The 23663-nt window shown below is 72.6% G+C and carries 23 protein-coding genes; 5 read left to right on the top strand and 18 right to left on the bottom strand.

The features are described from left to right. Window positions 1-92 precede the first annotated feature (92 nt). From ABD143_RS27185 to ABD143_RS27145, 9 genes are all read right to left on the bottom strand, one after another. Window positions 93-500 carry a hypothetical protein gene (locus tag ABD143_RS27185; protein ID WP_343984244.1) on the bottom strand — a complete coding sequence of 136 codons (408 nt, stop codon included), beginning with the start codon at window positions 498-500 and terminating at the stop codon, window positions 93-95. Between the two features lie 593 nt (window positions 501-1093). Beyond that, window positions 1094-2155, bottom strand: a complete 1062-nt coding sequence (locus ABD143_RS27180; protein WP_343984242.1) for a hypothetical protein — start codon at window positions 2153-2155, stop codon at window positions 1094-1096. A 381-nt stretch (window positions 2156-2536) separates the two neighbouring features. Further along, window positions 2537-3649 (bottom strand): PQQ-dependent sugar dehydrogenase, encoded by a 1113-nt coding sequence (locus tag ABD143_RS27175; RefSeq protein WP_343984240.1) that lies wholly within the window; start codon window positions 3647-3649, stop codon window positions 2537-2539. 428 nt (window positions 3650-4077) lie between these two features. Next, window positions 4078-5202 (bottom strand): NAD(P)/FAD-dependent oxidoreductase, encoded by a 1125-nt coding sequence (locus tag ABD143_RS27170; protein WP_343984238.1) that lies wholly within the window; start codon window positions 5200-5202, stop codon window positions 4078-4080. Between the two features lie 84 nt (window positions 5203-5286). Further along, window positions 5287-6165 (bottom strand): RNA polymerase sigma-70 factor, encoded by an 879-nt coding sequence (locus ABD143_RS27165; protein ID WP_343984383.1) that lies wholly within the window; start codon window positions 6163-6165, stop codon window positions 5287-5289. A 25-nt stretch (window positions 6166-6190) separates the two neighbouring features. Further along, window positions 6191-6685, bottom strand: coding sequence for a GNAT family N-acetyltransferase (locus tag ABD143_RS27160; protein WP_343984236.1), 495 nt, complete (start codon window positions 6683-6685; stop codon window positions 6191-6193). A 32-nt stretch (window positions 6686-6717) separates the two neighbouring features. After that, on the bottom strand, window positions 6718-7647 hold the full coding sequence (locus ABD143_RS27155; RefSeq protein WP_343984234.1) for a LysR family transcriptional regulator: 930 nt from the start codon (window positions 7645-7647) through the stop codon (window positions 6718-6720). Window positions 7648-7711: 64 nt separating this feature from the next. Then, window positions 7712-8362 carry a class II aldolase/adducin family protein gene (locus ABD143_RS27150; RefSeq protein ID WP_343984232.1) on the bottom strand — a complete coding sequence of 217 codons (651 nt, stop codon included), beginning with the start codon at window positions 8360-8362 and terminating at the stop codon, window positions 7712-7714. Window positions 8363-8372: 10 nt separating this feature from the next. Next, entirely contained in the window at window positions 8373-9185 is an 813-nt protein-coding gene (locus tag ABD143_RS27145; RefSeq protein WP_343984230.1) for a DeoR/GlpR family DNA-binding transcription regulator, read from the bottom strand. Window positions 9186-9393: 208 nt separating this feature from the next. Here ABD143_RS27145 and ABD143_RS27140 point away from each other — a divergent pair, with 208 nt between their 5' ends. Together ABD143_RS27140 and ABD143_RS27135 are read left to right on the top strand one after the other, a co-directional pair. After that, window positions 9394-10881, top strand: a complete 1488-nt coding sequence (locus ABD143_RS27140; protein ID WP_343984228.1) for an FGGY-family carbohydrate kinase — start codon at window positions 9394-9396, stop codon at window positions 10879-10881. Further along, window positions 10878-11549, top strand: a complete 672-nt coding sequence (locus ABD143_RS27135; RefSeq protein WP_343984226.1) for a histidine phosphatase family protein — start codon at window positions 10878-10880, stop codon at window positions 11547-11549. The genes ABD143_RS27140 and ABD143_RS27135 overlap by 4 nt, the downstream gene beginning before the upstream one ends. 43 nt (window positions 11550-11592) lie before the next feature. Here ABD143_RS27135 and ABD143_RS27130 read toward each other — a convergent pair whose 3' ends face one another. From ABD143_RS27130 to ABD143_RS27100, 7 genes are read right to left on the bottom strand one after another with little or no spacing between them, the layout of a single operon-like run. Further along, window positions 11593-12441, bottom strand: a complete 849-nt coding sequence (locus tag ABD143_RS27130; protein WP_343984224.1) for a fumarylacetoacetate hydrolase family protein — start codon at window positions 12439-12441, stop codon at window positions 11593-11595. A gap of 26 nt (window positions 12442-12467) precedes the next feature. After that, the gene (locus ABD143_RS27125; protein WP_343984222.1) at window positions 12468-14048 is read right to left on the bottom strand and encodes a tripartite tricarboxylate transporter permease; all 1581 of its coding nucleotides are present in this window, start codon (window positions 14046-14048) and stop codon (window positions 12468-12470) included. Window positions 14049-14072: 24 nt separating this feature from the next. Next, window positions 14073-14678: a tripartite tricarboxylate transporter TctB family protein gene (locus ABD143_RS27120; RefSeq protein ID WP_343984220.1), complete on the bottom strand. Its 606-nt coding sequence runs from the start codon at window positions 14676-14678 to the stop codon at window positions 14073-14075. Continuing rightward, window positions 14675-15661, bottom strand: a complete 987-nt coding sequence (locus ABD143_RS27115) for a tripartite tricarboxylate transporter substrate binding protein (RefSeq protein ID WP_343984218.1) — start codon at window positions 15659-15661, stop codon at window positions 14675-14677. Before ABD143_RS27115 ends, ABD143_RS27120 begins: the two co-directional genes overlap by 4 nt. 40 nt (window positions 15662-15701) lie before the next feature. Then, complete coding sequence (locus tag ABD143_RS27110) at window positions 15702-16166, bottom strand: PaaI family thioesterase (RefSeq protein ID WP_343984216.1); 465 nt, start codon at window positions 16164-16166, stop codon at window positions 15702-15704. Then, window positions 16163-16945 (bottom strand): enoyl-CoA hydratase-related protein, encoded by a 783-nt coding sequence (locus ABD143_RS27105; protein WP_343984214.1) that lies wholly within the window; start codon window positions 16943-16945, stop codon window positions 16163-16165. The genes ABD143_RS27110 and ABD143_RS27105 overlap by 4 nt, the downstream gene beginning before the upstream one ends. Before the next feature lie 5 nt (window positions 16946-16950). Continuing rightward, window positions 16951-18165: a CaiB/BaiF CoA transferase family protein gene (locus tag ABD143_RS27100; protein WP_343984212.1), complete on the bottom strand. Its 1215-nt coding sequence runs from the start codon at window positions 18163-18165 to the stop codon at window positions 16951-16953. A 102-nt stretch (window positions 18166-18267) separates the two neighbouring features. Between ABD143_RS27100 and ABD143_RS27095 the strand changes: the two genes are divergently transcribed. From ABD143_RS27095 to ABD143_RS27085, 3 genes are read left to right on the top strand one after another with little or no spacing between them, the layout of a single operon-like run. Further along, a complete protein-coding gene (locus ABD143_RS27095) occupies window positions 18268-19164 on the top strand; it encodes an IclR family transcriptional regulator (RefSeq protein ID WP_343984210.1) in 897 nt (298 codons plus the stop codon). Window positions 19165-19198: 34 nt separating this feature from the next. Continuing rightward, on the top strand, window positions 19199-20467 hold the full coding sequence (gene larA / locus ABD143_RS27090) for a nickel-dependent lactate racemase (protein ID WP_343984208.1): 1269 nt from the start codon (window positions 19199-19201) through the stop codon (window positions 20465-20467). A 60-nt stretch (window positions 20468-20527) separates the two neighbouring features. Further along, window positions 20528-21283: an IclR family transcriptional regulator gene (locus tag ABD143_RS27085; protein WP_343984206.1), complete on the top strand. Its 756-nt coding sequence runs from the start codon at window positions 20528-20530 to the stop codon at window positions 21281-21283. Window positions 21284-21304: 21 nt separating this feature from the next. Here ABD143_RS27085 and ABD143_RS27080 read toward each other — a convergent pair whose 3' ends face one another. Further along, window positions 21305-22756 carry an HNH endonuclease signature motif containing protein gene (locus ABD143_RS27080; protein WP_343984204.1) on the bottom strand — a complete coding sequence of 484 codons (1452 nt, stop codon included), beginning with the start codon at window positions 22754-22756 and terminating at the stop codon, window positions 21305-21307. A 59-nt stretch (window positions 22757-22815) separates the two neighbouring features. Beyond that, window positions 22816-23649, bottom strand: a complete 834-nt coding sequence (locus tag ABD143_RS27075; protein ID WP_343984202.1) for a pentapeptide repeat-containing protein — start codon at window positions 23647-23649, stop codon at window positions 22816-22818. Window positions 23650-23663 lie beyond the last annotated feature (14 nt).

Here is a 23663-nt window from a genome sequence, read left to right as displayed (position 1 = left end):
GGAGGTGGCGTGAGGTTGACGCGTCCATGACTGCAAGATTTGTCTTTTGGCGGGCTCATGTCGCCACGGCCAACGCCCATCTGCGGTTCCGGTCAGCCGGATTCCGCCGTACCGGTTAGCCGCAATGCTTCGGTCCGGACAGGCGTTTCTTGTGGATCGGCCGATATCGGGCCTATTCGGGCAATCCGGCGTTGTCGTAAGGGGCGGCCTGGGTGCGGCCGTCGCGAATGAAGATCCGTCGGACACGCCCTGGCCAGTTGATGCTGGTGCTCGACGCCCCACCGACGACCTCCGGTGGCGCTGTTCAGGAGGGAACCTGTCGCACGCTCATTTCTCAACTTGTCGGCCAGCCCAGGCAAGAGAACGATCGGCTCCACCGAGCCTCCGGTGCGGTCCGCCAGGTTCGCGGTCATCCCGGGACAGCGCAGACCGGTCGGATAGCGCAGCAGGTGGGTCACCACGCTGCTGATCTCGACGGCCACGGTTGCCAACACCGTCATCAGACACCTCCGGGGATGAAGCCCGGACCATGTCAGGGTAAACGCATCAGCCAGGCGCCTTCTTCCTGCTGATGTCTTGCGTCAAGAAGTTGGCCGGTTTCCAGCGCTGTGGATGTTGCGCCCATTACCGGACCGCCTGCGCCACCTGGCCGATAGATCACCCGAAATGGTTCACCGGTGACCTCGTCGACACGGGACCGGGGTTCCGCTCTTGGCGGTGCCGGAGTAGGAATTGGTCGTCAGACAAATGCCTCGGGACGTGCTGGGAGCGCTCATGGGACGACAGCCCACAGCCTCGGGCGCCCGGCATGGTCGGGCTGCGCGTTCTGCCGGGACGCTGGAGGACTTCTACGGCGCCGCGGTCCCGACAACTGAATGGTTGCTCGAGACCTACGTCTGTGACGGAACCATTCCGCTGCGAGGCTCCGGTGACGCCCAGCACGCCACGGTGGTCGATCTACCGCAGGCGGCTCGCGCTCTGGGCGCCGACCTCACCGACACCCGCTGTCACCTCCACCGGCTGCATGCCGCCGGCCGGCTGACCATCGATGAGTACGGCACCGTCGACATCACCACGCCTTATCTGGCGGTGGTCAGCTGGTGGGGTCGGCGGCGCCCAGCAGATGGGCGCGGTTGTGGTGGCGGCGTTCGTAGTTGCGGGCCGCGCGGGCGATGGCGGGGTCGGCGTCGGAGAGGCGGTCGCGGATCTCCTTGACGGTCATCGTGTCGTAGCCGGGCCAGGGTTCGTCCTCGCGTAGCGCCTGGATCTTGTTGAGCACCCTGCTGCGGTTGGCGTGGGCGGTCTCGAAGCCGTGCAGGGTGCCCAGCTGGGCCTGGGTGAGTGCGGGTAGCCGCTCGATGATCTGGGTGATGGTCAGGGTCGGGTAGTCGGCGATGGGTAGGTCCTCGGGTGCGGCGGTGAGCTCGCCGAGGGTGGTTTCGGCTCGGGTGACGCCGGGAACGCGTCGGGCCCGGCGCAGCAGGTCGGTGACGGCGTCGCGCAGTTCGTGCTGGGCGTGGCCGGCATCGGTGGACAGGTTCCCGGCGGCGCCGCGCACCTGGGCGGTGGCGGTGGCCACGGCCGCGCGATAGGAAGATCGGCCGCCGGTGGTGGCCAGCGCCGCGGTCACCAGGGCCGGCACGGCGTCGTCGAGCTGGTCGAGCAACGTGCGGGTCTCGTCGTGGCAGGTTGAGGCCAGCTCGGCGGTGGTCGTGTCGTTGAGGGTGCGGGCGGCTTCGGCGAGCGCGCGGTGGCAGTTGTGGGCGTAGGCGGCCGCCGCGGCGAGCTCGCTGGTGCGGTCGAGCAGGGTGGGTTCCACCGGGTCGCGGCGCAGCAGCCCCAAGGTCGCGCCCAGAGCCGCCGCGGAGATCCCGACGGTGTCCCCGGCGAGCTCCCGGACGGCTGCCACCGTTGTCGACAGCGGGCCGGGGTGGGCCAGCGCGGCGAGCCGGGCGTCCAGGTCGTGGGTGCGCTGCCGGGCCTGGGTTGCCTGCTCGGTCACCATGTCGCGGTGCTGTTCCGGGGCGCCGGCTGCTGCGGTGGCCAACAGCCCGGCCAGCACGTGTTCGGCGGCCCGGGCCTGCCGCAGGTACCCCACCAGAGCGGTGGGACCGGGCGTCGTTGTCGTGTCGTGGACAGTGCTGGAAGTTGTCATTTTCCAGCCCTCCAAATGGTGCGGTTGTCGGGTGACCGGCGTGTCGGTCACCTGCGGTCTGGTCGTGAGCAGTTCGGATCCCGTTGGCCTGCTCATCGGACGCGGTCCGACCGTGGGCCGAGTGGCGGTGCACAACGCGGCCGGTGCGTAATCCCGGCCGCCGGCCACCGGCCGGGTGGTCGAGGGGCCCGCTGCCGGGCCAAATTCTCCAGCGGCAGCGCGTGACGGTCATCGCCCGATCGGGTCCGTCGGGCCGCTGGTCTGCCGACGGTGTGCCCCTCATCGGGGCACACCTCGTCAGAGGTTCCCGCCGAAGTGCGGACACCTCCGGTGCAACAGCACTGCTAGGCCTGCCTTGACGTCACCCCGGGTTCGGCAGCGTCACGGCTGGGTCGCGTTCAGGGTCACGCGCAGGATCCGGTCGTCCCCGGGGTTGGGGCTGATCCGGCCGTCGCGGTTGCTCGTGGTGATCCAGAGCGAGCCGTCAGGGGCTTGGCGGGGAGTGCGCAGCCGGCCGTACGTGCTCTGCAGCACCGCCACGGGCTCGCCGACACGGCCCTCCATGATCGGGATTTCCCAGAGCCGCTGGCCGCGCAGCCCGGCCATGTAGATGACGTCGCCGACGATCGTGATTCCACTCGGAGAGGCGTCGGCCGTGGGCCACACCGCAGCGGGCCGGACGAACTCCCCGCTCGCGGCGGCAGTCGCGGCCGCGTTCGCGTCGGCGTTCTGGCCCATCCCCTCGACCTGCGGCCAGCCGTAGTTCCGGCCAGGCTCGATGCGGTTGATTTCGTCCCACTTGGTTTCGCCCAACTCGCTCGCCCACAGCCGCTGGCTCGAGTCGAACGCGATCCCCTCCACGTTGCGATGGCCCATGCTGTAGACGAGGGAACCGGGGAACGGGTTGTCCGGCGGTGCTGTGCCGGCCGGGGTCATCCGGAGGATCTTGCCCGCGAGGGAGGCCTGGTCCTGCGCGGCCGGGCCGTTGTTGGCGTCGCCGGTGCTCGCGTAGAGCATCCCGTCCGGGCCGAACTTGAGCGCGCCGCCGTTGTGGTTGATGGCGCTGGGGATGCCGGTGACGACATTCGTGCGAGGGCCGAACGCGGTGCCGTTGAACGGCATGCGCTCGATGCGGTTCTCGGTGGTGGTCGAGTAGTAGATGTAGACCAGGGAGTCGGTCGCGAAGGTCGGGGAGACCGCGATCCCGAGCAGGCCGCCCTCGCCGGGGCCGTTGGCCTCGGGTATCTCGCCGACCGGCTGGACCTGACCCTGCGGGGTGACGCGGAGGATCCGGCGGGTCTCCCTTTCGGTGACCAGGGCGTCGCCGTTGGGCAGGAAGTCGAGACCCCACGGGATGTCGAGGTTGCCGACCACGTCGCCGGTGACCTGTGGCTGAGGGATGGCTGGTGCGGCCGCCGCGATGCTCGGCGCTGCGACCCCGAGGGCGGTGAGCGAGAGCGCGGCGGCGGCGGCGGCCGCGCCCAGCGCGCGCATGCGGGGTCGTTCGGTTGCGCCCCGACTCGTCATGCCGAGGCCCGCACGTCGGCAGGCCCGACGTTCGGAGCCCGGTCCGCGCCCTCCGCAGGTTCGGAGTTCACCTTCGCGCTCTGTGCCGCCGGCATCATCGTTCCCTCCGTTCGCAGGCCTTGAATCGGCCGCGCGGCGAGAGCAGCGCGGCGGCGTGACCAGCGGCGGAGAGTCGAAGCGGGGGCCGTCGCTGTTCACCCATCGTCGCAGAGGGCGCACCGAGCGGGCAGCCGCCGAGCGGACCACTGCGATCAGCGGACGGCCGCGTCCGCGAGCCGGAAAGGGCCCGAAGTGTCCGCACTGTCCGCTGTGTCCGGCCGGCACCGTCCGATCGGACCGCTCCATTTCGGACGGTGCCGCCTCACCGGAGGGAAGGCGTGCGGCCTCCGCGTCGGTCAGCGAAGCCCGTACGGACCCGGGTGCCGGGTCGTCCACAGTGCACTGCGGACCACTGACTCCTTCGTTCGCGCCGCCGCCCGGCCCGTCAGGACTGTGGGGTGCGGGTGGTCATCGGCGTCGACGAGCTGGATGAGACCGTCGCGCCTGCCGAGGCTGATGCACTGGATGAAGTAGCGGAACCGCAGCTTCCGCGGCTCGTGACCGGCCAGCCGAGCCGCCACCGCGTCGGCGACGTACTGAGCGGTCGGGAGGCCGGTCGCGCAGGACATCCGCAGCACGTCCCCGCGGGGGGTGCGGCCCAGCGCGCTGTCGCCCACCGCGTAGACATCCTGGTGAGACACCGAGCGGTGGGTGCCGTCCACCAGCACCCGGCCGCTCTGGTCCGTGGCGATCCCGGCGTCCGCGGCCAGCTGCGGCGCCGAGAATCCGGTGGCCCACGCCGTGAGGTCGCTCGCGACGGTCTCGCCGCCCGCCAGCACGACGGCGTCCGGGCGCACCTCGGCCACAGCGGCGCCGGTGCGCACGTCTACCCCGAGCCGGTCGAACACCCGCCGCAGGTGCTCCCGTGCCCGCGTCGACAGCGCGGCGCCCGGCTCCGCGCCGGTGAGCAGGCGCACCCGCAGGGCGGGGTGGCTCTCGGCCAGCTCGGTCGCCGTCTCGATGCCGCTGAGGCCCCCTCCGACGACGGTCAGCGAGCCGCCGTCCGAGGCGACGTCCCCGACGCGCTTGCGCAGCTCACGGGCGCCGTCGAGGTGCGCAACCGGCACGGCGTTCTCGGCGGCGCCCGGCACGCCGCCGGTGGCCGGGCCGCTGCCGACCGCGTGCACGAGCGTGTCGTACGGCAGGGGGACGCTGCCGTCGAGCTGCAGCTCGCGGCGGTCCGGGTCGATCGCGAGCACCCTGGCGACGACGAGGCGCACCCGCCCGCCGCGCAGGACGTCGGCGAGCGCGTGCTCGCCCACGTCCTGGCCTGCGGCGACCTGGTGCAGGCGCACCCGTTCCACGAAACGGCCCGTTGCGTTGACGAGCACCACGTCGGCGTCACGGGCCTGGCGTGCCACTCTCTGTGCCGCCGTGAGCCCGCTGTAGCCGGCGCCGACGACCACGATGCGATGCACCACCGTGCTCTCCTTCTCTCTGGGCGGTGGGACATCACATGAGCTGTGCGGCGGCCCCGTTCCTGACAGGTGCGGCGGTGATCTGCGTCACCGGAGCTGGGCGGCGGCGAACGCGAGCTTGTCCGGGTTGGCGACCAGCCGGATCGTCTCGATCCGGCCACCGGCGATCTCCAGCACGACGACGAGCACGAGCGCGCCGTCCTGGACCAGGAGGACGCCCGGCTGCCCGTTCACCTCGGTCTCGAGGATCTTGGCGCCGGGCACGTCGCCGCTCATCCAGCTCAGGTAGCGGGCCACGCGCTCGGCGCCGCGCACCGGGAGCCGAGCGGCTGTCGCGCGGCCGCCGCCGTCGGCCCACGAGACGACGTCGTCGGCGAGCAACTCCTGGAGCCCGGCCAGGTCGCCCCCGCGTGCCGCCGCGAGGAACCGCCGGGCGATCCGGGTGCGCTCGGACGGCGACGGGTCGAACCGCGGCCGCTCGTCGGTCATGTGCCGGCGGGCGCGATGGTGCAGCTGCTGGCTGCCCGCCTCGGTGAGATCGAGGATCTCGGCGATCTCGCGGTGGGTGTAGCCGAACGCCTCGCGCAGCACGAACACGGCCCGCTCCGGCGGGGTGAGCCGTTCCAGCAGGAGCAGGAACGCCATCGACACCGCGTCGCGCTGCTCGGCCGTGTCCAGCGGGCCGAGTGTGGCGTCGGTGGTGATCACCGGTTCGGGCAGCCACGGTCCGACGTAGTTCTCCCTGCGGGCCCGGGCCGACGTGAGGCGGGTGATGCAGAGGTTGGTCAGCACCCGCGTGAGCCACGCAGCCGGCTCGCGGACGGCCGCGCGGTCGGCGGCGTCCCAGCGCAGGTAGGTGTCCTGCACGGCGTCCTCGGCCTCGCTTGCGGAACCCAGCATGCGGTAGGCGATCGCGAAGAGTCGCGGCCGCTGTTCCTCGAACGTGCGCAGCTCTTCCGGGGCGATCGACACGGGGAACGCTCCTAGCTCCTCAGGACGTGACGGTCTTCGTGTAGCGGTGCGCGGGGACCGTGATCGGCCCGGACGGGCCGGGGGCATGGTGGTCGAACGGGCCCTCGTCGGTCCATCCGCTGCGCTCGTAGAAGCGGCGGGCGCGCGTGTTGCCGGCGACCACCGCGAGCCACGCCCGCTCGTGGCCGTTGGCGCGGACCCGCTCCTCGGCCGCCGTGAGCAGGGCGCGGGCCACCCCCGACCCGCGGTGCGCCGCCGCGACGTAGACCTGCTCGACCTCGTCGCCGACCACCATCACGAACCCCGCGACCGCGTCTCCGACGAGTGCGACGACCGTCACGTCGACGTGCTCGGCTGCCCGCGTCGCGAACGACTCCGGGGTGCGGGCCGCGACGAGCTCGTCGGGGACGTGCCCCAGATGACCGTCCCGCCATCCGAGGCGCCAGATCGCGGCGACCGCAGGCGCGTGCTCCGGACGTGCCGGCCGCAGCGTCGCGGATGCCTCGATGGTCACCCGCCCGAGACTAGGGCCCTCCTCTACGACGGTCAGCGCCTCGAGGCCTCACGCGTGGCGATCCGTACCAGGTGACCGGCGGGCCCGTCGGGGGCGGGCCCGTCCGGCCGGACCATCCGCAGCTGCCGGGTGAGGGCGAGGCCGGGCACCGGCACGCGGTGCAGGCGGCCGGCCAGGAGGTCGTCGCGGACGGCGAGGTCGGAGAGCACGCCGGGAGCCGTACCGGCCAGCACGGCGCTGCGGACGGCCGCCGTCGCCGAGAGCTCGAGCAGCGGCTGCGCCCGCGGCGGCGGGGCCACTGCGGCCACCGCGCGGTCGAACGCCTCCCGCGGCCCGGCGCCCGGTTCGAGCGTCACGAGCGGGGTCGCCGCCAGCTCGGCGGGCTCCACCGCTCGGCGGGTCCAGGGGTGCCCCGGCGGCACGACGACCACCAGCTCGTCGGAGGCCACGGTGTACGAGGCGAGCTCCGCCGGCACGTCCGGCCCCTCGACGAACCCGAGCTGCACCCGGCCGCCGAGCACCTCGGCGCCGACCCGGTCGCTGTCGTGCACCGCCAGCCGCACGGCCGGGCGGGGCCGGCCCGTTGCCTCCTGTTCGGTGCCGAGCTGCACGAGCCAGCCGGGAAGGAGGAACTCGGCGATCGTCGTGGAGGCGGCGACGGCCAGGTGCCCGTTGCGCCCGCCGCGCCGCAGGGACGCGATGCCGGCGTCGAGCTCCTCGGCGGCGGTGAGCACGCGCGTGGACCAGTCCACGAGCAGCGCGCCGGCAGCGGTCAGCGTGCTGCCGCGAGGCCCCCGGTGCACAACGGGGACGCCGACGAGCTGCTCGACGGTACGAATACGAGCGGACACGGCCTGCTGTGTCAGGCCCAGCTCACGGCCCGCCGCGCCGAGACTGCCCGTACGGGCGACGGCGAGGAGTAACTCCAGAGAGCGAAGATCAGGGAGGTGCACGGAGAGCACGGCGGACCATAGCGCGCGCGTCCCCCACAAGGCGGCCTGTGATCACCTTTTGGCAAGTTTGCGACTACTCAGAGCCCCGCGCGGCCGATCGGCCGTAACCCTGCAGCTTTCGCGCAACGAGTTCGATCTCGGCGGCCGGCAGGATGTTGGGCTCGCCCAGCAGCCGGGCCTGGTAGTACATGCGGCACATCCACTCCAGGTAGACGCTGCGCGTGTACGCCGTGGCCAGCGAGTCGCCGTACGTGGTGGCGCCGTGGTTCTGCAGGATCACGCCGAACCGCCCGTCCATCGCCCGCACGCTGTTCTCCGCCAGCTCCGGGCTGCCGAAGGTCGCGTACGGCGCCACCCGCACCGGCCCACCGAGGAGCGCCACCATGTAGTGGATGGGCGGCAGCTCGGTCACCACCGCCGACAGCGTGCTGGCGTAGAGGGGGTGCGTGTGCACCACGGCCCGCGCGTCCGTGTGCGCGTAGACGGACGTGTGCATCGGCACCTCGGTCGAGGGCTCGAGCCCGTCCTCCACCGGCCTCCCGTCCAGGTCGATCACGCAAATCGACTCCGGGGTGAGGTCCTCGTAGGCGGCGCCGCTCGGCGTGATCGCGATGTGGTCCCCGGACCGGGCGGAGATGTTGCCCGAGGTGCCGACGGTGAGCTCGTCGGCCTGCATCCGGCGGCAGAACTCCACCAGCTGGACGCGTTCGTCGTGCAGGAGCATGTCGGTTCTCCTAGCTCGTCCCACTGGTCGGCCCGGCCACATCCACGCGCACGTCGTTCTCCCGCAGCGCGGCCAGGTCGCGGTCGGGGACGCCGGCGTCGACCACGACGGAGGCGAACCGGTGCAGGGGCAGCATCCGGTGCAGGGCGCTGCGGGCGAGCTTGGTGTGGTCCACCATCAGGTGCGTGCGCGCGGCCACCTCCACCATCGCGCGCTTCACCGCGACGATCTTGTCCTCCTGGTGGAAGGCGTAGCCCTCGCTCACGGCCGACGTGCTCACGAAGGCGACGTCGAAGCGCATCGCGCGCACCGCGTCCGCGCAGGCCGAACCGAGGAACGAGTCGTGCTGGACGTCGTAGTGCCCGCCCAGGGCGACCACGTGCACGTCGCGCAGCCGCGCCAGCTCGACCAGCGCGGCGAGGTAGTTGGTGGCCACCGTGAGCGGGGCGAGCGCGGCGAGGTGGGGGAGCAGCTGCAACGCCGTCGTGGAGTCGTCGAGCAGCACCGACATCCCGGGCTCGACGTACCGGGCGGCGTGCTGCGCGATGAGGCGCTTGGCGTCCAGGTTCGCCTTGGCCCGGTACTCGACGTTCGACTCGAATGTGCCACTGGGCTGCGCCGTGGCCACTCCCCGCGCCTTGCGCAGCACGCCCTGGCGCTGCAGCTCGTCGAGGTCGCGGTGGATCGTCATCACGGAGACGCCGAACGTCTCCGCGAGCTCCTGGGCCGAGACCGATCCGCTGCTGAGCAGGAGGTCGGTGATGTGGGCCTGCCTGCCCTCCGGCCTGAGGGTGCGCTCGCCGGACGCGGCCACTCCCGCCACCGGTCGCCTCCCTCGCTCGGACTTCTACGGGTGGCATCACAGCGCCTTCCCTCAGACACGTCAAGAATAGGTGTGAAGAAGACGAGAACTGATGTGAAGTCAGCTGCGAAAGAACACCGCTACCTGTGACATGAACGTGTTGACCCGAGATGTTCTCCGCTTCTACTGTGGCGCCGCGCGGTAGACCGCGTCCGAGGAAGGAGCGCCGGTGCCCGGTCCCGAGGCTGCGGGGACTGCCGCTGACGGCCCGGTGTGGCTGGGCCTGGACCTCGGTACCCAGGGCGTCCGGGCCGTGCTCGTGGACGGGATCGGAACAGTGCTCGGCAGCGGTTCGGCGCCGCTTCGACACGACGTCCGCGACGGCGAGCGGCACGAGCAGGACCCGGCCGAGTGGTGGACCGCCACCTGCGCCGCGACCCGCACCGCGCTAACGTCCCGCGCCGGCCGGCCGGTGGGCGGGATGAGTATCGACTCGACGTCGGGCACGCTCGTCGTCCAGGACTCCGACGGCCGGCCGGCCGGTCCGGCGCTGATGTACGACGACCGCCGGGCCGCCGCCGAGGCGCGGCTCGTGCAGGACGCCGGGGTGGCGCTGTGGCGCGCGCTCGGCTACCGCATGCAGGTCAGCTGGGCGCTCCCCAAGATCGTGCGGCTGGCCGGGGAGCTGCCCGTTGGGCACCGGTTCGCCCACCAGGCCGACCACGTCGCGGCTCGGCTGGCCGGCCACGCAGTCCCCACCGACTGGAGCCACGCGCTCAAGGCCGGCTACGACCTGCTCGGCGACACCTGGCCCACCGCCGTGCTCGACGCGCTCGGGGTGGACCTTGCGCTGCTCCCGCCGGTGGTCGCGCCGGGCGAGCGGGTGGCCGTGGTGTCCGCGGCGGGCGCCGAGGCGTCCGGGATCCCGGCCGGTACCCCGATCGTCGCGGGGATGACCGACGGGTGCGCGGCGCAGGTGGCGACGGCGGCGCTCGCGCCGGGGGAGTGGTGCTCGGCGCTCGGCACCACGCTCGTGCTCAAGGGCTCCACTCGTGAGCTGCTGCACGACCCGGCCGGGGGCGTCTACTGCCACCGCAACCCCGACGGCGGCTGGCTCCCCGGCGGGGCGTCGAGCACCGGCGCCGGCGTGCTGGCCCGTGACCTCGCGGGCGAGGACCTCGACGCGCTGACCGAGCGCGCGCGTGACCGGGGGGTCCCCGCGGGCGCCACGTATCCGCTGGAGGGCATCGGGGAGCGGTTCCCGTTCGTCGCCGACGCCGCCTCCGGGTTCGACGTCGGCGGACCGGCGGACGGCGATGCGGCCACCCGGCTGCAGCGGGTGGCGTACGGGGTCGCCTACGTCGAACGGCTCGCGTTCGGCGTGCTCGCGGGCCTCGGCGCGGACGTCGACGGCCCGGTGGTGGCCACGGGCGGCACCAGCCGCAACGACTGGTGGTCGCAGCTGCGCGCCGACGTGCTGCAGCGACCGGTCGCGGTGCCCGAGCAGTCGGGCTCGGCCTTCGGCTCCGCCGTGCTGGCTGCCGCCGAGCCGGGCAGGCTCGCGGAGACGGCTAGGGCGATGGTGCGGATGCAGCGGCGGTTCGAGCCGGACCCGGCGCGGGCAGCGGAACTGACGGAGGGCTACGAGCGGTTGATGGCAGCACTCGAGGAACGCGGCTGGCTGGAAGCGGGCGCGAAACCCGAGGCCGGGAGATGAGCGACACCTTCCTCACCCTCGTCCGGCACGGCCAGACCATCTGGCACGCCGAGAACCGCTACGCCGGCATCAGCGACGTGCCGCTCTCCGACACCGGCCGGGCGCAGATCCGCGCGCTCGCGGACTGGGCGCGCGCGCACCCGCACGATGCCGTCGTGTGCTCGCCGGTCTCCCGCGCCCGCGCGACCGCAGGCCCCGTGGCCGAGGCGCTCGGCCTCGAGCCCGAGGTCGTGCCGGACCTGCGGGAGGTCGACTTCGGGGCGGCCGAGGGCCGCACGCTCGCCGAGCTGCGCGAGAGCGACCCCGCGGCCGTGGAGAGGTTCGTCGCAGACCCGGCGCGGAACCCGTTCCCTGGTGCCGAGCCCCCGGGCGCGGCCGCTGAGCGCGTGCTGGCCGCCCTGCGCGGCGTCACCGAGCGGCACCGCGGCGAGTCCGTGCTCGTCGTCGGCCACAACACGGCGCTGCGGCTGGCGCTGTGCACGTGGCTCGGCATCCCGGTGGCGCGCTACCGCGAGGTGTTCCCGCGCCTGGACAACGTCGCCGCCACCCGGCTGCGGGTCCCCGCCGACCCGGCGCGCGCGCCCGCGTTGCTGGCCCTCAACGTCCCCACCCCGGCCGTTCCTACCCCGCCCGCCCCCATCCCCGCCGAAGCGCCGGCCGCGAGCTGAAGATGCTGCAGCGCGAGTTCGGCGCACGTGCGCGAGATGATCGTCACCCCTGCACCACCGGGTTGGTCAGCACGCCGACCCGCGGGATCCGCGCCTCGGCGACGTCGCCGGGGCGGATGTGCACCGCGCCGGGCGTGCCGGTGGCGATGATGTCGCCGGCCTGCAGTGGCATCACCGCGCTGTGGAAGCTCACCAGGAACTGCGGCGAGTAGCGCATGCGGGCGACGGTGTTGCTGCGCTTCGCCTCCCCGTTGAGCACGGTGGTCACCTCGACCGCCGAGAGGTCGGCCGCGCCGTCGAGCACGTCGGCGAGCGGCACGATCTCGGGCCCGAACGAGAAGAAGCCGGGGAAGTTCTTCGAGCGGGTGAGGAAACGCGGGTTGCGCTCCAGAATGTCCTCCGCCGTCTGGTCGAGGATCGCGCAGACTCCGACGAGGTGGTCGAGTGCGTCGGCCTCGGAGACGTTGCGGCAGTGGCGGCCGATCACCAGGCCCAGCTCCGCTTCAGCGGTGGTGCGCGCGCTCTGGGGTGGGATCGGGATCGGCTCGCCGGGTCCGATGACGGTGTGGTCGCCCTTCATGAACGACGCCGGCTCCTCCGGCACCTGCTCGGACAGGTCGGCGGCGTGGTCGACGTAGTTCAGGCCGATGCCCCAGATCAGTCGCGGGTGCCGGTAAGGCGGCCCGAACTCGACGCTCGCCCGAGGCGTGAACACAGCGTCGGGTGCGGCTGCGGCCCGCTCTGCGAGCTCGTTGTGGCGGTCCTCCCGCAACACGTCGAGCAGGTCGCCGTTGAAGCCGGGCAGCAGGTCGGCCACCCGGGCGACACCGCGGCGCGGGTCGATGACGGCGGGGATCTCGGTCCCGCCTATACGGATGCCGGCGAGGCGCATGGCTCTCCTTCCCGATCGGTCGGGGATCAGGATCGGGGCGTCGCGTCGTCCGACGTGCGGTCGGCCCGGGCCGCCGCGCGCCTGCGCCCGACCGCCGCGAGGCGTTCGGCGAACGCGGTGCGCAGCCGCGGCAGCACCACCGGCACCAGCACGAGGACAGCGATGACGCACAGCAGCACCAGGGACGTCGTCCGCTCTACGAAGATCCGCGGGTCCCCTCCAGAGATGATCATCGTCTGGCGCAGGGTCTCCTCGGCGAGCGGCCCGAGCACGAGCGCGATGACCAGGGCGGCGGGCGACATCCCGAACCGGCGCATGAAGAAGCCGAGCACGCCGCAGGCGAGCATGATCGCGACCTCGACGATGCTGCCGTTCACCGTGTAGGTGCCGGCAACGCAGAGCAGGATGACGACCGGGGCGAGCACGCGGAACGGCACCCGGGCGATGCTGGCGAACACCGGGATGCAGAAGACGTTGACCAGTAGCAGCATCACGTTGCCCAGGTACATGCTGGCGATCAGCCCCCAGGCGAACTCGGGGTTCTGCTCCATCAACAGCGGCCCCGGCTGCAGGCCCCACATGAGGAACCCGCCGATCAGCACGGCAGTGGACGCGGATCCGGGGATCCCGAGGGTCAGCAGCGGCACCATCGCGCCAGCGGACGCCGCGTTGTTGGCCGCCTCCGGGCCGGCGAGACCCGCCATCGCGCCCTTGCCGAACCGCTCAGGGTGCCGCGAGATGGACTTCTCCAGGTTGTAGGACATGAGCGACGCGACGGTCGCGCCTGCGCCCGGGGCGGTGCCGACGAGGAAGCCCAGCAGCGAGCCGCGCAGGATCGGGCCACGGGACTCGCGGTAGTCGGCGCGGTCCGGCCAGAAGCCGCGCGCGCGGGCGCTCACCCGTACGTAGCCGAGCCGCTCGAGGTGCCCGCCCCGCCAGAGGGTGTGCAGGATCTCCCCGACGCCGAACACGCCGATCGCCACCGGGATGAAGTCGATCCCATTGATCAGCTCCGTCGAGCCGAACGTGTAGCGCTGCTCGCCGCCGCCGATGTCGACGCCCACGGTGGCCAGGCCGAAGCCGAGGACGGCCGACAGTGCGCCGAGCAGCCAGTTGCGGCCGATGATCACGATCAGGGTGAGCAACCCGGTGACGACGACGAGGAACAGCTCCGGCGGGCCGAAGCTGGTGGCGACGGCCGCGGTGATGGGTGCGGCGACGCTGATCAGCACGGCCCCCACCGTGCCGGCGACGAACGAGGCCACCGCGGCGATCACCAGCGCCGGGCCCGCACGGCCCTTGCGGGCGAGCGGGTAGCCGTCGAAGGTGCTCGCCACCGTGGCGGACTCACCCGGGGTGTTGATCAGCACCGACGTGATCGTGCCGCCGTACATCGCGCCGTAGTAGACGGCGGCCAGCATGATGATCGCGCCGGTGGGGTCGAGCGCGAACGTGAGCGGCAGCAGGATCGCCAGGCCTGCCGACGGGCCGAGCCCCGGCATCACGCCGACGACCATCCCGATCAGCACGCCCGCGCCGAGCAGCAGCACGTTCTGCACGGTGAGCAGGGCCAGGATGCCCTGGCCGAGATCAGCGAAGACGTCCACGACGTCGCCTCCAGCGCTTCGGGATCAGGGCAGGGGTAGGACGCCGGCCGGCAGCCCGGCGTCGAGCAGCGTCTCGAACAGCAGGTACAGCCCGACGGCGATGCCAAGGCTGAGTGCCGTGTTGAGCGCAGGTCGCGGCCGGTTGAGCAGCCACAGGCAGCCGAAGAGGAACGCCGCTCCGGCGATCACGGCGCCGAGCAGCACGAACGTCGCTGCGAACGCGGCGCTGGCGGCGACCACGATCGCCAGCGTGCCGGGGTGCCTGCCGAGGTCGGCCTCGCCGCTCTCCTCCCCGGGAAGGTCCCCGCTCTCCTCCCCGGGAAGGTCCCCGCTCTCCTCCCCGGGAAGGTCCCCGCTCTCCTCCCCGGGAAGGTCCCCGACAGCCTCCGGCTCCGCCCGCATGCTCCGCACCACCGCGACGAGCGCCAGCACCAGCCCGAGCACGCCGATCACGCGGGGGAAGAACCCGGGCCCGATCCGCCCGGCGGCGGTGCGCCACTCCATCCCGAGCGCCAACTGTAGGTAGCCGGCGAGCACCACGACGAGAAGTCCGAAGAACACGGTCCGCAGACCGACGCGGGCCCGGAACCGGGCCGGCCGGGCCGCCGGGCGGGCGTCCACGGCCGTCACAGGGCGCCCTGCTCGGTGAGGATGCGCCGGAACTCGTTCTGGGTCTCCTCGAGGAAGGCGGTGAAGTCGGCGCCCCAGCGCACGTCCTCTGACAGGTGGTTCGAGGCCACGTAGGCCCGCCATTCCGGCGTCTGCACGACCTGCTGCATCGTCGAGATCCACCACTGCTGGGCATGTGCGGGGGCGTCGGGCGGGAGGATCAGCCCACGCGGCATGGACGGGATCCCGGTGAACCCGAGGCTCGCGTCCGTGGGGACCGCCGGCAGCTCAGGCAGCGGCTGCTCCGCTGTGCTGAGCAGCGCGCGCAGCTGGCCCGCCTGCACCTGGCCGAGGACGGTGCCCGGGTTGGACACCATTGCGTCGAGCGCACCGGAGAGCAGCGCCGTCTGCATCTGGCCCTCGTCGTTGAACGGGACGTACTCGATCTCGTAGCCGGCCTGCTCGGCGAGCAGGGAGTGGACGATGAAGTCGACGTTCACGGTGCCGATGCCGCCCACCACGGCGGAGCCCTTCCCGCGGACGAACTCCAGCCAGCCCGCCCAGTCGGTGACCGGGCTCGTCCCGGGCAGCAGGAACAGCGCGTCGTCGGTGGCGAAGAGCCCGACCGGCGTGAAGTCCTGCGGCTGCCAGCCCGTGTTCGCCTGCAGCGGCGTGGTGATGAACGAGCCGGACGTGGTGGAGATCGCGTAGCCGCTGCCGGCCTCGCTGAACAGGTGCCCCCAGCCGGTCGCGCCGCTCCCGCCCTCCCGATTCTCGACGACGATGTCGTGCGGGTAGAGCTGGCGGCCCTGCAGGATCTCGACGATCTTGCGGGCCATGATGTCGTTACCCCCTCCGGGCCCGAACGCGATGGTCCAGTCAAGGTCCTGCGACGGGTACTGCTCCGGCGGTTCGTCGCTCGGGGCGGCCGAGCAGCCCGTGGCGGCCACCACGGCGGCGGCCGCCACGACCGCGCCCACCCTCCTGAGGATCGTGCTGCGCATGACGTGCCTCCCTTCCCCGGCGCCGTTGCCGGGTGGTGGTCTACGTGCGGCGTTCGGCCTGCTCCGGTGTCGGGAGCCGGTGCCATGAGCCGGTGGCGAAGGCCACCGGCCGGTCGTCGTCGTCGGTGAGGCGGGACTCGAGGTGGACGATCCGGCGCCCGGGTCGCAGCATGCTCGCGGTGCAGCGGCCGGTGCCGGTGAGCGGGCGGAAGAACCGCAGGTTCATCTCGATCGTGACGGCTGCGGACAGGAACCGGTGGCACAGATGACCCATCGAGATGTCCATGGCCGTGGTGAGCACGCCGCCGTGCACGGAGCCCTGCGGGTTGCACAAGTGCTCGGCGTACGGGAGCACCACGCTGCAGGTGCGGACCTCGTCGTCGTAGCTGATGTCGAGATCGAGGAAGCGGGCCAGGAAGAACGCGCCGAACTCCGGCCGAGCCGTCGAGGCGGCGGTGGCCGCGCGTTCGACGGCCGCGTGGAGCCCGTTGGTGCCCGCCGTCATGACCAGGTGAACCGGGGAGGGCGCTTCTCCAGGAAGGCGCGCACCCCCTCGGCGTAGTCGCCCGTGTCGAACGAGGAGTTGCGGATGGCGAGGGTCTCCTCGTCGTCGGCGAGCTGCCCCGCGACGACGCGGCGGACCATCTCCTTGCCCATACGCACGCTGAACTGCGCCCTCGTGGTGACCAGCTCCGCGAACTCGTACGTGTGATCCTCCAACTCGTCCGCGGGGAATACCTCGTCCACCAGGCCGAGCTGCAGCGCCCGCTCGGCAGCGATCTGCTGGCCGGACACGAGGATCCAGGTGGCCCGCGACGGCCCGACGAGATCGACGACGCGCTTGGTCGACTCCAGGCTGTAGACCAGCCCGAGCTTGGCGGGGGTGATCGCGAAGCGGCTGCGGTCGTCGGCGAAGCGCAAGTCGCAGGCGAGCGCGAGGCCCGCGCCGCCGCCGATGCAGTAGCCGTGGATCATCGCGAGGGTCGGCTTGGCCATCGTGGCCAGCGCCCGCTCGGCCGCGGCGACGTGCTCGTTGTAGTTGCGCGCCTTCTCCGCGTCGCCGCGCTCGCGCTCGAACTCGCTGATGTCCGCCCCCGACGCGAACGCCTTGCGGCCCGCCCCGCGCAGGACGACGACCTTCACGTCCGCGTCGGCGTCGAGACCGGCGAGCACGCCGGGCAGCTCCCGGAACATGTCGATGGTGATCGCGTTGTGGCTCTGCGGCCGGTTCAGGACGACGGTGCCCACCGCGCCGGCCCGCTCCACCAGGATCTGGTCGGACACCTGGGTCAGCTCCTCTCCCGCTCGGGGTGGGCGTCGTATGCGACGCCCGTGGCGAACAGCTCCGCCAGCTCGGACTCCTCGACGCCGGACTCGCGCAGGACCTGCCCGGTGTGCTGCCCGAGCCAGGGAGCCGGGCCGCGCACGCGGAAGTCGAGGTCGGAGAACTTGGTGGGCGGGCCGATCGTGCGCATCGTGCCGATCAGCGGGTGCTCGACCTCGACCACCATGTCCCTGGCGACGATGTGGGGGTCGCGCAGCGCCTCGTCATAGGTGAGCACCGGCCCGCCTGGCACGCCCGCCCGGTCGAGCCGCTCGATCCACTCCTCGGTCGTGCCCGTGGTGGTGATCTTCTCGATCTCCACCTCGAGCTCGTCGATGTGGTCCATGCGGTCGGGCAGGGTCACGAAGCGCGGGTCGTCGAGCCACTCGGGCCGGTCGAGTACGTCGGAGACCAGGCGCTTCCACAGCCGGTCGTTGTTGGCGCCGATCGTCACGTACCCGTCGGCCGTGCGGTAGGCCTGGTATGGCGTGGAGCGCCGGTGCCGGGTGCCGGTGGCCTCAGGCACCTCGCCGGAGGCGAAGTAGGCACCCGACTCCCACACGGTCCAGGCGAGCCCCGCCTCGACGAGCGAGATGTCCATGTACTGCCCGTTGCCGGTGCGGGAGCGCTGGATCTGCGCGGCGAGGATCGAGTACGCGGCGGTGGCGCCCGCCGCGATGTCGTTGATCGCGATGCCGACCTTCGCCGGGCGGCCGCCCGGCTCGCCGGTCATCCGCATCAGCCCGACCGCGCCCTGCGCCATGATGTCGAAGCCCGGGCGGTCCCGGTACGGGCCGGTCTGCCCGAACCCGCTGATCGAGCAGTACAGGACGTCCGGGCGCACCGCGCGGACGGACTCGTAGTCGATGCCGAGCCTGCGGACAACGCCGGGGCGGAAGTTCTCGATCACCAGGTCGACGTCCCTGGCGAGGTGCAGGAACAGGTCCCGTCCCCGGTCGGTCTTCAGGTCGAGGGAGATGCTGCGCTTGCTGCGGTTGGGCATGCCGAACGGGTAGCTCTCGCCGTTGACCTTGGGGGCGAGCCTGCGCGAGTCGTCGCCGGTGTGCGGCTGCTCGACCTTCACCACCGCGGCGCCCAGCTCGGCCAGGACCATCGTGCAGTACGGCCCGGACAGGAACCGGGTGAGGTCAAGGATGCGGAATCCGTCGAGTGGGAGCATGCAGCGCCTTCCTGTGGTGCTGGCGTTTCCCGTGATACGGGATAGTATCCCGTGCTACGGGAACACTACGATCCCGTGTGACGCAGGTCAAGAAGGCGGAGCATGTCGATCACGAGTGGGGAGATGACCCCGGGAGCCGGGAACGGCCCGCGCACCGGCGTGCAGGCCGTCGACCGAGCGGTGGCGATCCTGCGCTGCTTCGACGCCCGGCGCCCCGACCTGGGCATCAGCGAGATCGCACGCATGACCGGGCTCTCCACGAGCACCACGCACCGCCTGCTCGTCGCCATGCAGAGCAACCGCCTCGTCCGCCAGACCGCGGACCGGCGCTACGGGCTCGGGCCGCTGCTCGTCCAACTCGCACGCAGCGGTGCGGTCCCGGCCACCCTGCGGGATGCCACCCTGCCGCTGATGCGCGCGCTGCGCGACGAGATCGACGAGACCGTCGCCGTGCACGAGCTGCTGCCCACCGGTGAGCGGGCGGTGGTCGACCAGGTCGAGAGCCGGCAGGTGCTGCGGCGCACCTACACCGACATCGGGGTTCCGATCGACCTCCCGCACGGGGCGCCGGGGAAGGCGATCCTCGCGATGCTGCCCCCAGCGCGCCAGGAGTGGTGGCTGAACCGCCCGATCCCGGCTGTCACCCCGGCCACGATCACCGACCCCGACCTGCTGCGCGCACAGCTCGCGGTCATCAGGACGCGCGGTTGGAGCGAGTCGCGCGCCGAACGCAACTCGGGCATCCGCGCCGTCGCCGCCCCCGTGTTCGACCACACCGGCCTCGTCGTCGGGGCGCTCGGCACGTCCGTTCCCGACGTCCGCATGGACGACCGGCGCGCGGCGCAGCTGGGGCCGCGCGTGCGCGAGGTGGCGTGGGAGGTGTCGGAGACGCTGGGCGCCTCCGCCGAGGCCGTGACCCGCACCGTCGCCGCTGCGCGGTACCCGGCCGAGGACGTCGGGGGCGACGTCCCCCGGTGGCCGGCGCTCGGCACGCCTTAGTGTGGGAAGTCCCTCCCTCAGGAAGGACGTTCACGTGCAGGTACGCCTGGCCTATGGCAGCGACGGGCTCGACGTCGAGCTCCCCGAGGAGCGCACCACCGTCGTCACGCCGGTGGCCCGGCCGGCGGCGCCCGACCCGGCGGCGCTCCTGCGCCGTGCCCTGCGCGAACCGGTCGCCGGGCCCCCGTTGCGCGAGCTCGCGAAGCCGGGGCAGCGCGTCGCGATCTCCATCTGCGACGGCACCCGCGCGCAGCCCCGCGACATCGTCGTGCCCGCCGTGCTCGATGAGCTGGACGGGATCGTCGATCCCGACGACGTCCTCGTGCTCGTGGCCACCGGCACGCACCGCGGCAACACCGAGGCCGAACTGCGCGCGATGCTGGGGGAGGCCTACGACCGCGTGCGCGTGTTCAACCACGACTCCCGCGACAGCTCGTCCCTCGTCTGGCGCGGGGTGCACGGCGACGGTGTGCCGGTGTGGCTGAACCGGCATTGGGTCGAGGCGGACCTGCGCATCACCACGGGTTTCGTGGAGCCGCACTTCTTCGCGGGGTTCAGTGGCGGCCCGAAGATGGTGGCGCCGGGGCTCGCGGGCCTGGACACCGTGCTCACGCTGCACGACGCCGCCCGCATCGGGCACCCGATGGCGACGTGGGCCGTGTGCGAGGGCAACCCGGTGCACGACGACATCAGGGCCGTCGTCGGCGGCGCGGGTGAGGTCGACTTCGCCCTCGACGTCGTGCTCAACACCGAGCAGCGGCTCGTGGCCGCGTTCGGCGGAGAGCTGTTCGCGATGCACCGCGCGGCGAGGGCGGCGGCGAAGGAGATCGCGATGGCGCCGGTCAGCGGCCGGTTCGAGGTCGTCGTGACGACGGGTTCTGGCTTCCCGCTGGACCAGAACCTGTACCAGTCGGTGAAGGGCATGTCCGCCGGGCTCACGGTGCTGGCTGAGAAGGGCACGATCATCTGCGCAGCCGAGTGCCGCGACGGGTTCCCCGACCACGGCTCCTACCGCGAGGTGCTCGCCTCCGCGCCGTCGCCGCAGGCCCTGCTGGACGGGATCGCCGGCCGCGCCGAGACCGTGCCCGACCAGTGGCAGGTGCAGATCCAGGCAGGCATCCAGACCCGCGCGAACGTTGTCATGCACACGGGCGGGCTCACCGACGCCGACCTCGCCACCGCCCACCTCGCGCAGACCCCCGACATCGGCGCGACCGTCGCGGAGCTTCTCGACATCGCGGGACCCGACAGCCGGGTCTGCGTGCTGCCCGAGGGCCCGCAAACGATCCCGTACGCGGTCTGAGCTGAGCCTGAGCCCGGCTCGCTGCCACCGTTGCCTGACGGGGCCTCCTAGGCTAAGGGGGTGCCTCGACCGTCCGGCAGCAACGCTGTGGAGAAGACGCTGGCGGTGCTCGACGCGCTCGGCGACCACGAGCGCATCGCGGACATCGCGGAGGCCACCGGGCTGCACAAGTCCACGGTGCACCGCATCCTGCAGGACTTCGCGCGGCTCGGCTTCGCCCGCGCCACCGACCACGGCACCTACCAGGGTGGCGCGCGCATCCTCGGCCTGGCCGGGCGGGTGCTCGCCCGCACCGACGCCGCCGAGCGCGCCCGCCCCGAGCTGACGGCGCTGCAGGAGGATTGCGGCGGCGCCGTGCACCTCGCGATGCTCGACGGCGACGAGGCCGTCTACGTCGCCAAGGTCGAGGGCAGCAAGCCGTACCGGATGGCCTCGCGAGTGGGGATGGCGATGCCGCTGCACTGCACGGCGATCGGGAAGGCCGCGCTCGCCGTGCTGCCCGAAGCGGAGGTGCGGGCGCTGCTCGAACGCGTCCCCCGCGAGGCCCGCACCCCCCGCACGTTCACCGACCCCGCCGCGCTCGTCGCGCATCTGCAGGAGGTGCGCGAGCGCGGCTGGTCGGTCGACGACGAGGAGAACGAGTCTGGCGTGCGGTGCGTCGGGGCCGCCGTGGTCGACCACACCGGCCGAGTAGTCGGGTCGGTCAGCGTCTCGCAGCTGACCAGTGACCCGGCGAGCCGCACGCCCGACGAGATCGGCCCCCGGGTCGCGAAGGCGGCACTGGAGATCTCCCGCACCCTGGGCGCCCCGGTCTGAAAGCGGCCTGGCGCTCCTAGATCAAAAGGGCGGGGGGTCGTCCGCCGGGTCGTGGTGTTGCGGTGTGGGCTGGTCGGGTGGGGGTCGGGCCGCCCAGACCTGGGGGAACGGGTCGTCGTCGTCGCGGTAGTCGTGCGGGGTGCTGCGGTAGCGGTGCCCGGTGGGGGTGATCCACTCGATGACGCCGTCGGGCAGCGCGTGGACCTGCCAGCCGGGGCTGTGTTTCAGGTGGTGGTCGTGGCTGCACCCGGTGGCCAGGTTCGCCTCGCTCGTCGGCCCCAGCGGGAAGGGGATGAGGTGGTCGAGTTCGCTGTCGGTCGCGCGGCGGCGGCAGATGGGCTGGCGGCAGTGGACATCGCGGGCGCGGACGTGGTCGGCCAGCCCGGCCGGGGGCCGGTCGGTGGCGCGCCCGTAATCGAGCAGCGTCCCCGAGCGCGGGTCATAGACCAGGCGCACGAGGGTGGCGTCGCTGGCGATCTCCCGGGCATGTTCGGCGGTGATCGGGCCGTGCCCGACCAGCTCACACGGCTGCTGGTCGGCCCCGAGCAGGGTGGTGAAGGGCATCACCACCTGCACCAGGGGTTTGCCGGGGGACACCGGCCGCGGGCCTTCGCTTCCGCCGGGTGCAGCTGCGGTGGCGGGGGTGAGGCGGCCGGTCAGCAGCGCGGCGAGCAGGTCGGCGCGGCGGGCGTCCATGGAACGCGGGTCCTGCGCGCCGCAGCCCCGCGCCAGCCGGGTCAGCCACCCGAACGCGGCGACCGCGTCGGTGGCCGGGAGCAGCGCCCACAACGACGCCATCCCCTCCGGTTCCGGGTTGACCGCGACGCGGCGGTCGCGGCGGGCGGCCGTGTGCCGCCGCTCGGCGCTTTCGGGGTCGGCGGCGATCACCGCCCGGGCCAGCGCCGCCTTCAACTGGCCAAGGGTTTGCTCGGGGGCCCGGGGCAGCACCCGCTCCTGCACCGCCCGCGCGGTGTCTACCGGGAGGTTGCGGGTGGCGTCACAGATCGCGGTCACCCGGCGTTCGTCCAACCGCCCGGCCTGCCACAGCCCGAGGGTTTCCGGGAGCCGCTCGACCAGTTCCCGGGACTGCCCGATCCGGGCGGTCGCCGACCAGCGGGACAGCCGCAGCGCCAGCCCCACCTCGTCCGGGGCGTACGGGCTGGCCGCGCAGGTGCGGTCGGTGCCGGCCATGTCCTTGGCGTCCGGCGGGCGGCGCCGAGCGAACTCGGCCACGATCCGGGCTTGCCGGGCCTGCGCCCACGCGGCCTGCCGCTCGAACCCGACCATCGCATCGATCAACTGCGCATCCGACAGGCACGCCGGATCCGCGGTGTCCACGTCCAGTTCGAGCGCGGCGATCCCGGACGGGGCGGTGTCGGCCCAGGTCCGGTCTGGCGGCGGTTCCGGCCAGGTGAGCAGGTCGAGATCCGCGAGCTCATCCCCTGCGAGGGAAGGCGTCACGGTCTCGAACATGTGTTCGATCGTACCGGGTGAGCTGATCTCTCACAAGGCGTCCCGAAGCCTTCTCCCGATCATCGGCCGCTGGTCTTCCCGGCCCAGTGCGACGGGCGGTCCAGGTGGTCCGGGATGCGGGTCTGTCCGTCACCCCGCGCGGCGTCGAGCTGTGTCTTCGTGACGAAGAGAGCGCCGGTCAGATCGGCGCCCGCGAGGTCGGCGGCGCGCAGGTCGGCCCCGAGGAGGTCGGCCGTGCGCAGGTCGGCGCCGCGCAGGTCCGCTCCGATCAGGAGCGCCCCCCGCAGGCTCGCCCCGCGCAGGTCGGCGCGCCCGAGCCGGGCGCCTGCGAGGTCCGCGCCGCGCCGATCCGGCCCGCGGTGACCGGCGCGCACCCGGTCGCTCACCTGCTGCAGCAGCGCTCCCACCCGGGCGCGGTGCGGACCGACGTCGAGTTTCGCCAGGTTGTCGGGGTCGGCGTTCACCAGCCCCTCGACGTCGGCCCGGACGCGCTCGATCTCGGCGCGGCGGGCGGCGTCCCGGTCGGCGGCCTCCGCCAGGTACCAGAGCAGCTCGTGGAGCTGGCGCACCACGGGCAGCAGCGCGAACATGCTCCTCGCGATATCGGGGTCGCGGCGCCAGTCGTGCCCGCCGAACACGACCTGCGTGACGTGCTGGCCCGCGCCGAAGCAGTCGAAGGCCACACACCCGGGGAAGCCGCGTTCGGGCAGCGAGTCGTGGATGCCGCAGCGGAAGTCGGACTGCAGGTTCGGGCAGGGCCGCCCGGCCGGTTTGTCGATCGCGAAGTCGGCCGACTTGGCGAAGGCGGGCGCCACGCAGCACAGGGCGGCGCATTGGCTGCAGTCGGCGCGCAGGCGCGCCCGCTGGTCGGTGTGGACGGGTGTCAGTTCCATCGCTTCCGAGTGTC

The sequence above is a fragment of the Pseudonocardia aurantiaca genome (assembly GCF_039526725.1).
Lineage (GTDB): Bacteria > Actinomycetota > Actinomycetes > Mycobacteriales > Pseudonocardiaceae > Pseudonocardia > Pseudonocardia aurantiaca.
This window is presented reverse-complemented; position numbering and strand designations above follow the sequence as displayed.

Excerpts from the sequence above, each read along its gene's own strand:
- ABD143_RS27185 (WP_343984244.1), bottom strand. The coding sequence starts at position 500 with ATGACGGTGTTGGCAACCGTGGCCGTCGAGATCAGCAGCGTGGTGACC.
- ABD143_RS27180 (WP_343984242.1), bottom strand. The coding sequence starts at position 2,155 with ATGACAACTTCCAGCACTGTCCACGACACGACAACGACGCCCGGTCCC.
- ABD143_RS27175 (WP_343984240.1), bottom strand. The coding sequence starts at position 3,649 with ATGCGCGCGCTGGGCGCGGCCGCCGCCGCCGCCGCGCTCTCGCTCACC.
- ABD143_RS27150 (WP_343984232.1), bottom strand. The coding sequence starts at position 8,362 with ATGCTCCTGCACGACGAACGCGTCCAGCTGGTGGAGTTCTGCCGCCGG.
- ABD143_RS27135 (WP_343984226.1), top strand. The coding sequence starts at position 10,878 with ATGAGCGACACCTTCCTCACCCTCGTCCGGCACGGCCAGACCATCTGG.
- ABD143_RS27130 (WP_343984224.1), bottom strand. The coding sequence starts at position 12,441 with ATGCGCCTCGCCGGCATCCGTATAGGCGGGACCGAGATCCCCGCCGTC.
- ABD143_RS27115 (WP_343984218.1), bottom strand. The coding sequence starts at position 15,661 with ATGCGCAGCACGATCCTCAGGAGGGTGGGCGCGGTCGTGGCGGCCGCC.
- ABD143_RS27110 (WP_343984216.1), bottom strand. The coding sequence starts at position 16,166 with ATGACGGCGGGCACCAACGGGCTCCACGCGGCCGTCGAACGCGCGGCC.
- ABD143_RS27100 (WP_343984212.1), bottom strand. The coding sequence starts at position 18,165 with ATGCTCCCACTCGACGGATTCCGCATCCTTGACCTCACCCGGTTCCTG.
- ABD143_RS27095 (WP_343984210.1), top strand. The coding sequence starts at position 18,268 with ATGTCGATCACGAGTGGGGAGATGACCCCGGGAGCCGGGAACGGCCCG.
- ABD143_RS27080 (WP_343984204.1), bottom strand. The coding sequence starts at position 22,756 with ATGTTCGAGACCGTGACGCCTTCCCTCGCAGGGGATGAGCTCGCGGAT.
- ABD143_RS27075 (WP_343984202.1), bottom strand. The coding sequence starts at position 23,649 with ATGGAACTGACACCCGTCCACACCGACCAGCGGGCGCGCCTGCGCGCC.